At 45.9% G+C, this 10,041-nt stretch carries 10 protein-coding genes and 1 rRNA gene; 7 read left to right on the top strand and 4 right to left on the bottom strand.

Translation table 11 applies throughout. The annotated features are described in order from the left end of the window. Positions 1–29: 29 nt before the first annotated feature. Positions 30–1,016: a metal-dependent hydrolase gene (locus ERX40_RS09445; RefSeq protein ID WP_133418259.1), complete on the bottom strand. Its 987-nt coding sequence runs from the start codon at positions 1,014–1,016 to the stop codon at positions 30–32. 78 nt (positions 1,017–1,094) lie between these two features. On the opposite strand from ERX40_RS09445, the gene mutY reads away from it, so the two are divergent. The 4 genes from mutY to ERX40_RS09465 all read left to right on the top strand — a co-directional run bounded on the left by mutY (position 1,095) and on the right by ERX40_RS09465 (position 5,434). Next, entirely contained in the window at positions 1,095–2,129 is a 1,035-nt protein-coding gene (gene mutY, locus ERX40_RS09450; protein ID WP_133418260.1) for an A/G-specific adenine glycosylase, read from the top strand. Positions 2,130–2,194: 65 nt separating this feature from the next. Beyond that, the gene (gene ntdP / locus ERX40_RS09455) at positions 2,195–2,746 is read left to right on the top strand and encodes a nucleoside tri-diphosphate phosphatase (protein WP_133418261.1); all 552 of its coding nucleotides are present in this window, start codon (positions 2,195–2,197) and stop codon (positions 2,744–2,746) included. Between the two features lie 49 nt (positions 2,747–2,795). Beyond that, positions 2,796–4,538 carry an ABC transporter ATP-binding protein gene (locus tag ERX40_RS09460; RefSeq protein WP_133418262.1) on the top strand — a complete coding sequence of 581 codons (1,743 nt, stop codon included), beginning with the start codon at positions 2,796–2,798 and terminating at the stop codon, positions 4,536–4,538. A gap of 293 nt (positions 4,539–4,831) precedes the next feature. Continuing rightward, complete coding sequence (locus tag ERX40_RS09465; RefSeq protein ID WP_133418263.1) at positions 4,832–5,434, top strand: DNA-3-methyladenine glycosylase; 603 nt, start codon at positions 4,832–4,834, stop codon at positions 5,432–5,434. Between the two features lie 32 nt (positions 5,435–5,466). On the opposite strand, the gene ERX40_RS09470 is transcribed toward ERX40_RS09465, so the two are convergent. Together ERX40_RS09470 and ERX40_RS09475 are read right to left on the bottom strand one after the other, a co-directional pair. Continuing rightward, positions 5,467–6,552: an FUSC family protein gene (locus ERX40_RS09470; RefSeq protein ID WP_133418264.1), complete on the bottom strand. Its 1,086-nt coding sequence runs from the start codon at positions 6,550–6,552 to the stop codon at positions 5,467–5,469. A 51-nt stretch (positions 6,553–6,603) separates the two neighbouring features. Next, the gene (locus tag ERX40_RS09475; RefSeq protein WP_133418265.1) at positions 6,604–7,902 is read right to left on the bottom strand and encodes a glutamate-1-semialdehyde 2,1-aminomutase; all 1,299 of its coding nucleotides are present in this window, start codon (positions 7,900–7,902) and stop codon (positions 6,604–6,606) included. 80 nt (positions 7,903–7,982) lie between these two features. Here ERX40_RS09475 and ERX40_RS09480 point away from each other — a divergent pair, with 80 nt between their 5' ends. Continuing rightward, on the top strand, positions 7,983–8,417 hold the full coding sequence (locus ERX40_RS09480) for a peroxiredoxin (RefSeq protein WP_424960728.1): 435 nt from the start codon (positions 7,983–7,985) through the stop codon (positions 8,415–8,417). Positions 8,418–8,487: 70 nt separating this feature from the next. Then, entirely contained in the window at positions 8,488–8,943 is a 456-nt protein-coding gene (perR, locus tag ERX40_RS09485) for a peroxide-responsive transcriptional repressor PerR (protein ID WP_133418267.1), read from the top strand. A 1-nt stretch (position 8,944) separates the two neighbouring features. Here perR and ERX40_RS09490 read toward each other — a convergent pair whose 3' ends face one another. Next, positions 8,945–9,337, bottom strand: coding sequence for a DUF2614 family zinc ribbon-containing protein (locus ERX40_RS09490; protein ID WP_133418268.1), 393 nt, complete (start codon positions 9,335–9,337; stop codon positions 8,945–8,947). 477 nt (positions 9,338–9,814) lie between these two features. Between ERX40_RS09490 and ERX40_RS09495 the strand changes: the two genes are divergently transcribed. Further along, positions 9,815–10,041: ribosomal RNA gene (locus tag ERX40_RS09495) — 16S ribosomal RNA — on the top strand; the annotation flags it as partial.

Below are 10,041 nucleotides of genomic sequence, written 5' to 3' on the forward strand. Positions count from 1 at the left end.
GTGTGACAATGAAATGATGGGATTTTCAGTTATTGACGGATAGGGCGGCTGTTCAGTTTTCTGAGGAGTTTTTCCTCTGAGAAGACCCAGCCGGTGTAGCTGTGCGTGACTTTGCAGTGGTGATCGAGATTAAGAATAGCAACAAACGAATAGTGGCCATTCTTCAAGTATCTTAAATCGATGAATCTCAGTTCATAGCCATGCTCTTTTTCAACCAGCGTCCAGCGGTAGATGGAGCTGAAGCTGATAAAGGCTTTTAAGTTCGGGTCTCGTCGCGCATCAGCCATCACCTCATCCGGTGGTATAGGGGTACGTCTGAAGCGGTCGCTGAAGTTGACGTGACGTTTATAACCGCGTCCGATATAATAATGTTTATCTGTTTCAACTGCCACACGCCATTCGAAGAAGCGGATGGTCGGTGCGACAAACAACTTGATGACCTTCTCATCATGCGGCAGAATTTTCAGTGCCTGCTTCTTCATGGATTGCTGCAGGCTGCGTCTGATGATATAGTAAATGACTAAAAGTACTGCAATAGTGAGGAACACAGGGACTGGGTTCACACCGGTTGCCCAGAGTATGCACCCTGTTATCAGTAATGTGAACATGATGGGATCGAATGTATTGATGATGCCGATCTGAATCCATTTTCTCGAAAACGGCCTAAGCGCCTGTGTGCCATATGAATTGAAGATATCAACGAAGACATGCAGAAAGACAGCAAGCTGAGTCCACAGCCAGAAGTGAAGTACATTAATGTCTTGTATAAAGAGATAGATGATGCCCACGATGAGAAGTGGCCACATCAATGTGAAAGGAACGGAATGTGTGATGCCGCGGTGATGTGTGATATAAACCGCGTTATTTCTCAGTTTGAGCACTGTATCGATATCCGGAATCTGCGAGCCGGCGACTACAGCTGTTGTGATTGCAGGATAATAGGCAGTCACAGAGGGATCGACGGTGGCGAGACCGGCAAGTGCGGCACCCATTGCAAAGTGTGTAGCTGTATCCATTGGACTGTCCTCCTTTTGTCTTATTATAAATGAAAAAAGGAAGTTTGACATAAATTTTAATGACTATGAGGTGACAATATGAAAGACCCGGAAAACTTTGCAGCAGACCTGCTCGCCTGGTTTGACACAAACAAAAGAGAGATGCCCTGGCGGGAGACAAAGGACCCGTATAAAATATGGCTGTCAGAAGTGATGCTGCAGCAGACACAGGTCAATACAGTGAGGAATTACTATATCAGATTTATTGAGCGTTTTCCGACTATAGAAAGTCTGGCGCATGCTGATGAGGACGAAGTGCTTAAATACTGGGAGGGACTCGGCTACTATTCACGTGTGCGTAACTTTCAGAGTGCGGTCCGGGAAGTGGGGGAAACTTATGGCAGCGTACCGGCAGACGGTGAGAAGTTCCTGGCATTAAAAGGTGTCGGACCGTATACAAGAGGGGCGGTGATGAGTATCGCCTTCAACTTGCCCTATCCTGCAGTGGACGGCAATGTCTTCCGGGTGTTCTCAAGACTCGATAATGATGCGACCGATACAGCTAAGCCCTCAGCGCGCAGACATTTTGAGGACAAAGTGATGGCAGTGATGCCTGAGCGAGCCGGAGATTTCAACGAAGCACTGATGGAACTGGGGGCTACAGTCTGCACGCCGCGTAATCCGATCTGTATGCTCTGCCCGGTCAATGCGCACTGCGAGGCATTTGAGGCTGGAACTGCTCTTGAGCGTCCGGTCAAGATCAAGAAACTGAAACGCAAGGCACTGAAGTATAAAGTCATGCTGATCATCAATGATAAAGGTGAGATGCTTATCACTCAGCGGCCGAAGACCGGTCTACTCGGCGGGATGTGGCAGTTCCCGATGTTCGATGAGGATCTGTCAATGAGTGAGGTAGAGGAGATACTGGAAATGAAGCTCGCGGATGAGCAGGAGAAATATCATACGGTGACCCATGGCTTCACTCATCTTGACTGGATGCTTGACGTCTATATTGCAAGGACGACGGATACAGCTGCTGCAGGTTATCAATTCATGGCCGCTGCCGACAAGGAAAATTACACTTTTCCCGTATCGATGACTAAAATCTTCAACCATTACCACTTAGGCAAATAGGTTTCATGATACACAATGTATGATATAATATGATTGCAAATACTAAATACTAGGTGGTGTGGAACATGGTCAAAGAATCCATACCAAAAGAAGGCCAGAATGTGCAGATTCAAAGTTATAAACATAACGGTAAAATCCATCGCGTCTGGTCCGAAACAACGATTTTAAAAGGGACCAATCATGTCATCATCGGGGGGAATAACAGAACGCTTGTTACAGAGAGTGACGGTAGAACGTGGGTCACACGAGAACCTGCGATTGTCTATTTTCATGCTGAATACTGGTTTAATGTGATCTGTATGTTCAGAGAAGACGGTGTCTACTATTACTGTAACCTCTCTTCACCATTTGTCTATGATACAGAAGCCATCAAATATATCGATTATGATCTCGATATCAAGGTCTATCCGAATGGTAAATATCATTTACTGGATGAAGATGAGTATCAGCAGCATATGAAGCAGATGAACTATCCCGCTGAAATTGATCAGATCCTTAGAAGAAACGTTGATACTTTGCAGCAATGGATTGAAAGAAAAAAAGGGCCATTTGCGCCGGACTTCATTAAAGTCTGGCAGGAACGTTTTCATTTACAGAAGCGTATGATGGAAGATTGAATCAACCTATGATCTATAGGTTGATTCTTAATTTTGAGGAGATGATTGAATGTTCAGGCGTTATCTGCAGTTCGTCAAGCCTTATTCATGGCTGATTGTGCTGACTATTATAATCGGGATACTGAAGTTCGGTATACCCTTGCTGATCCCGCTCTTGATCAAGTATGTCATTGACGATGTCATCGGCAATAATACGATGTCTGTCGCTGACAAAAAAGAGGCCCTGTGGCATGTGCTGCTGATATTCAGCTTTATCTTTGTTGTGATCCGGCCACCTGTCGAATACTTCAGACAGTATCTTGCACAGTGGACCAGCAACAAGATTCTATATGATATCCGTAAGAAACTATACCGGCACCTGCAGGCCCTCAGTGTACGTTTTTATTCTAATAACAAGGTCGGCGAAGTGATTTCGCGCGTCATCAATGATGTCGAGTCAACGAAGGACTTTATCATCACAGGTCTGATGAATGTCTGGCTTGATCTGGTGACGATCATCATTGCACTGGCCATTATGTTCACGATGGACGTCAAACTGACGCTCGCATCACTGGTCGTCTTTCCTTTCTATATGTTCAGCGTCTATTATTTCTTCGGCAATCTGCGCAAACTGACGCGTAAACGGTCACAGGCGCTCGCTGAAGTACAGGGCTTCCTGCATGAACGTGTGCAAGGCATGACGGTCATCAAGAGTTTTGCGATTGAAGAGAATGAGAACGAACGCTTCAATAAACGTAATATGAACTTCCTTGAGAAGGCGACCGACCATACAAAATGGAACGCGAAAAGTTTCGCGGTCATCAATACTATCACTGACGTCGGACCTCTGATCGTCGTCGGTTTCGGTGCTTACCTCGTCATTCAGGATGGTATGACAGTCGGTAGTCTTGCTGCATTCATCGCATATCTTGACCGACTGTATGGTCCGCTGCGACGTCTTGTATCAAGTTCAACGACACTGACACAGAGTCTGGCATCGATGGACCGGATGTTCCAGCTTTTCGATGAACCTTATGATGTCGTCGATCAACCTGGTGCCAGAAATATGAAGATCGAACAGGGCGATATCCAGTTCAGACAGGTCGGCTTCAAGTACAACGAGGCCGACAGTGAAGTGCTGCATCGTATTGACCTTGATATCAAGAGCGGTGAGACTGTCGCCTTTGTCGGTATGAGCGGAGGCGGCAAGTCTACGATGATCAGCCTGATTCCGAGATTCTATGATGTCACAAGCGGACAGATTCGGATTGATGGTCATGCCATCGATGACTTCACGATTGAAAGCCTGCGTCATCAGATCGGCATGGTCATGCAGGATAATATCCTCTTCTCAGAATCCATCCGTGAGAATATCCTGCTCGGCAAACCGGAGGCAACAGAAGAAGAGATGATCTATGCAGCGAAACTGGCCAATGCTCACGACTTCATCATGAGCCTGCCGGAAGGCTATGACACAGAGGTCGGGGAACGAGGCGTCAAACTTTCTGGTGGCCAGAAGCAGCGTGTCGCTATTGCCCGTGTCTTCCTGAAAAATCCACCTATTCTTATTCTGGATGAGGCCACAAGTGCGCTTGACCTGGAGAGTGAAGCGGTTATCCAGGAAGCGCTGGAGACACTGTCAAAGGACCGTACGACCGTTATTGTGGCGCATAGATTATCAACTATTACACATGCCGATAAGATTGTTGTCATCCAGAACGGTGAGATAGCGGAGATCGGTACACATGATCAACTGATGGCTAACAGATCTCATTATTATAACCTTTATACGATTCAACATCTGGATAGTTAAGCTTGCCCCTGTTGTATACAGTCATACAACGGGGGATTCTTTTATGGGCGATACAAACTATTGTCGATGCCATCCTTCTTGTATGATTCATCTATCTGCAGAACGCCATCATCCCGGGCGAGCTGCATGTTGATCAGTCTCCAAAGATCGAGACGGAAAAAGGACTGGTGATTGAGGAGAAGCAGTACAGGGTAACGAACTACAGATAGACTGTTCAATATAGCGGCGTGCGGTATTGTCTCCGGCTGATATCTCGCTCACCTGCTTTACAAGACAGAAAGAGGCGGTATAATATGGATTTAAGTTTTATGAAAGAGGATACACTGCAAGCGGCACAGGCGCTGCTGGGCAAGAAAGTGACCACTGTCATTGACGGTGCTGTGACGTCAGGATATATCACTGAAACCGAGGCTTATCTCGGTATAGAAGATAAAGCGGCGCATGCCTTTCAGGGCAGACGCACGAAGAAGAATGAGATGATGTACCGCGAGTACGGAGGCATCTATATCTATACGATGCACGGTCATCACTGCATGAACTTTATTACACGGGATGCTGCATCACCTGAAGGCGTGCTGATTCGTGGACTTGAGCCGGCGGATGGCATCGAAATCATGCAGGAGCGTCGCGGCAGAATGGACCATCTGACAGATGGTCCGGGGAAACTGACGAAAAGCATGGGAATCCGGCGTGATCCACATAACGGACTGCGTCTGAACCAAGGACCGATCATGATAAGTGCAGGTAAGGAACCGGCTGCTATCAGGGAATCGAAACGAATCGGTATCGACAATAAGGAAGAAGCGGTCGATTATCTGTATCGCTTCACGGTCTGCGGCAATCCTTATGTCTCAAAGGACCGCGTCCTACCAGCAGTTAACAATGGCTGGAAATAAAGAAGGTTGACTCAGATGAGTCAACCTTCTTTTTATAGGTCATGCATTTCATCCATGACCTTGATTTTATTGTCTTCCTTATGGAAGAGGTGGAAACTATGCGTTAATTTATCCAGATGCTCAAGTTTCTCCCGGTATTCGAAGAGTGCGCTGATGACCAGTATGATATGCTGTTTGTTATAGGGCGGGTCTTCATCAAGACGAAGTTCTTGCAGCACCATTTCAAGGACGTCTTTCTTGAAGTTACCTGTCATCTTCGTGTCTTCTGACAGGTGAGTAGGCGACAGCTTATTGGTGACCTGCATCAGAATACCTTCATGCAATGTCATCAGTTCGTCCATCTCAAACTTGATCTGGATTCTTAAGTCCTCCGGCAGGTTCAGAATGTCATTTTCATAGCGGTTGATTCGCCTCAGTAGATCGTATGCCCGCCTTGTCGTCATGATGAGTTCCTTGAAGAGGATTTTCTTGCGGATATTGCGATAGTTCTGCTTTTTGGTAAGGGCACGTTCGTTCTTATAGAGGTTGAATTTCGATTCAAGCGCCACAATGCGGTCCCTGATCTCTTCGACGTCATGCTTGACGACATGATACTCACTTGAGCCGTTGATGCTGAGACGCAGCCATTTGAAGATATCATTGCTCAGCTGCTGGCAGTTATAGTAGAGCTTTGTCTCATATTGAGGTGGAAGGAACAGCAGATTGACAAGTGCGGCACTGAGTACACCGATCATCACAAAAGCGAACCTTGTGATAGCGGTCATCATGAAATCGTCTCCGGACGCTTCCATGATGACCAGCTGAGTGACGACAGCAAGTCCGGCCACATTCTGGAGGTTAAGCTTTGTCAGAAGTGAAATCAGAATAATAGTTGTCAGACCGACAACAAAAAGATGATTGCCGAACATCTGTACAGCGATGATCGCAAGAAGCGCTCCCGTTGAATTACCCTGCAGATTCTCAAGAACAGATTTATAGGATTGATAGACACTGGGCTGCATGGCAAACAGAGCTGAGATACCTGCAACTACATAGCCGGGCGTACCGATCATTTCAGCTACAAACAGGGCGAGCATGATGGCAATGCCGGTTTTAAATATTCTGGCGCCTAATTTCATTCAATTTACCTCGTCATTCTTGATAATAATTCACTTATACAGCATGAATCATTATTTTACAAGGGACAGTTCCTTGAAGCTGTTCTCTACGGCTGCGAGTGTTTCCCTGATATCTTCTTCAGTATGGCGGATCGTGATGAACCATGCTTCGTATTTTGATGGCGCCAGATTGATGCCCTGGTTCAGCATCAGTTTGAAGAATTTCGCGAACATCTTGCCGTCCGTATTCTCAGCCTGCTCGTAGTTCACGACTTTCTCTTCAGTGAAGTAAATAGTCATGGCACCTTTCAGGCGATTGATTGTAGCAGGAATCTGATACTTCGCGATCAGTTCAGTGATGCCGTCTTCGAGCTGTTTACCGAGTTTATCGAGATAATCATAAGTCCCTTCTTCTTTAATGACTTCAAGAAGTGCAATACCTGCCTGCATGCTGAGAGGGTTACCTGCCATTGTTCCTGCCTGATAAGTCGGTCCGAGCGGGGCGACATGTTCCATAATATCCTGACGGCCGCCGTATGCACCGATCGGCAGGCCGCCGCCGATGATTTTACCGAATGCCGTTAAGTCGGGTGTAACGCCAAGCATATCCTGAGCGCCGCCGTAGCAGAAGCGGAATGCAGTGATGACTTCATCGTATATCACGAGGGCACCGTGCTCGTGGGCGACGTCATTGACCTGCTGCAGAAAGCCTTCTTCAGGCTCGACGATACCGAAGTTACCGACAATCGGTTCAACAAGAACGCCCGCTATCTGGTCACCGAAGTGAACGAATGCTTCTTTGAACTGCCCGATATCATTGAACGGCACAGTGATCACTTCTTTAGCGACACTTTCCGGAACACCGGCAGAATCCGGCGTACCAAGCTGACTTGGACCGCTGCCTGCAGCAACAAGCACTAAGTCAGAATGGCCATGATAACAGCCGGCGAACTTAATGATTTTATCCCGTTTAGTATAGGCACGGGCCACGCGGATGGTCGTCATGACGGCTTCAGTTCCTGAATTGACGAAGCGGATTTTCTCAAGGGACGGGATTGCTTCACGGAGCATCTTCGCGAATTTAACTTCGTGACGAGTCGGTGTCCCGTACAGCACGCCTGTTGCTGCTGCCTTTGTGATGGCTTCTGTGATATGAGGGTGCGCATGACCTGCGATGATCGGACCATATGCTGCGAGATAGTCGATATATCGATTGCCGTCTACATCATAGAAATAAGCACCGTCAGCATGATCCATCACGACAGGAGCACCACCGCCTACAGCTTTGTAGGAACGGGACGGTGAATTAACCCCGCCTAAAATAAACTCATTTGCTTCTGCCTGGATACGTTCTGATTCTGAAAAGTTCATCTGATAACCTCTTTTACTTATATTTTTTTCGTTCCTATCGTATCATAAATAAGAAAGAACTTTGAGCGGGAGGAATCATGATGAAGTTACCTGCATTTGAAATGAAGAATCAGAACGGGGAGATAGTCACTGAGGAAATGCTGAAAGGCAAATGTACGATCCTCTACTTCTATCCGCGTGACCATACACCGACATGTACGACACAGGCGATAAATTTCACGGAAAATCTGGCAGAGCTGAAGGAACGAGGGATCCAGGTCTACGGTGTGAACGGCGACAGTATGAAAAAACATCAGAATTTTATTGCCAAGCACAATATCGGCTTCGATCTTCTGGTGGATGAAGATTATCAGCTGACCAGAGAACTCGGTATCTACAAGATGAAGAAAGTCTTCGGCAAGGAATCGCCGGGCATTGTAAGAACGACGTTATTAATCGGGCCTGACCTGACGATAGAGAAGCGAATAGACAATGTCAAAGTGAAGAATCAGCTGGAAAATCTGCTGGAGAAATAAGCGATATTGAAGTTTTATGATATAAGTTGTATGATTAAGAAATAATAATAAACAGAAAGAAGGTGATAGTATGGCAGTCGAGAATGATTCAGCAGCCGTAAAACTGCAGGAAGCGGTGCAGCACCTAAGAGACCAGGGTGTCAGAATCACACCGCAGCGCCAGGCCGTACTATCCTATCTGATAGAATCGGACACTCATCCGACAGCAGATGAAATCTATAAAGCACTCAGCCCGAAGTTTGACAGCATGAGTGTGGCAACCATCTATAACAATCTGAAAGTATTCAAGGAAAGTGGTCTCGTCACTGAACTGACTTATGGTGACGCTTCAAGTCGCTATGACTTTGATACAGCTAACCATTACCATGTTATCTGTACAAGCTGCGGTAAGATTACAGATTTTCAGTATCCCCGGTTAGACGAGGTTGAACAGATTGCACAGCATCTATCGGGGCACAAGATCACGCATCATCGTATGGAGATATACGGTATATGTCCTGAATGCGCAAAAAAGGAAGAACGCTGAGTCAGCGTTCTTCCTTTTCTAGTTCTGCACTTTTACGTTTGTTGTTGTAATCTTCATTGAACGCTTTACCTTCCAGTGCAGGATCGAGTGTCAGAGGTTCATTGCAGTTCGAACAAATATCAGCGCGGCCGAGCATCTTCGTATAATTGTCGCAGTTCGGACATAAGACAGTGACAGCACGCATGGACAGCATGCCGATCCAGAAGTAGACGACAAAGCTCAGCAGAAATGCCAGCGTGCCGAGGAGCAGGAAGATACCGAACAGCACTCTGCTATGCGCCATATATAGAAGAACAACACCTAAGTACATCACAATCATTGCGGCAAAGATAAGCCCGAGAGCCCATGAGCGTATACGGTTGATCTTACTGGTAGATTTCTTATTCCATTTCATATTCAACACTCCTTATATGATACTGAAGAAAGTATAGCACAAAACGATGAAATAGCTTCGTGCAAGTTTTTTTAAAAAAACATAATAAAAGCATTGACGTAACTACATGAACTTGTTAAGATATAAAAGTCGCTGAAAACGACAGACACTTTAAAACGGGAATGAAAATATAACGTTTTGAAAGTGTAAAAAAGATACTTGAAAACAAGAAATAATTCGAGTAAAATTTTTAATGCAGGTCAAACGAGAAAATGGTTGTAACAGAGCGGAATTTGAAAGAGAGTAGCAAGTGTAAAACTTCTAATAAAAAGTTCTTGCATCTGACAAACGAAGCTGTTATCATTTAATCTTGTAACACCAAATGAACATTGAAAACTGAATGACAATATGTCAACGTTAATTCCAATAATTTGAGCGAATCTGATTCGCTCGGAAAGAGTGATTGGCTCAACCAATCAGAGAGCTTTATCAAACACTTTTATGGAGAGTTTGATCCTGGCTCAGGATGAACGCTGGCGGCGTGCCTAATACATGCAAGTCGAGCGAACTGACAGGAGTGCTTGCACTCCTTGACGTTAGCGGCGGACGGGTGAGTAACACGTGGGTAACCTACCTATAAGACTGGGATAACTTCGGGAAACCGGAGCTAATACCGGATAATATTTTCCACCTCATGGTGGAATAGTGAAAGACGGTTCTGCTGT

The sequence above is a fragment of the Macrococcus carouselicus genome, assembly GCF_004359515.1.
Taxonomy (GTDB): Bacteria; Bacillota; Bacilli; order Staphylococcales; family Staphylococcaceae; genus Macrococcus; species Macrococcus carouselicus.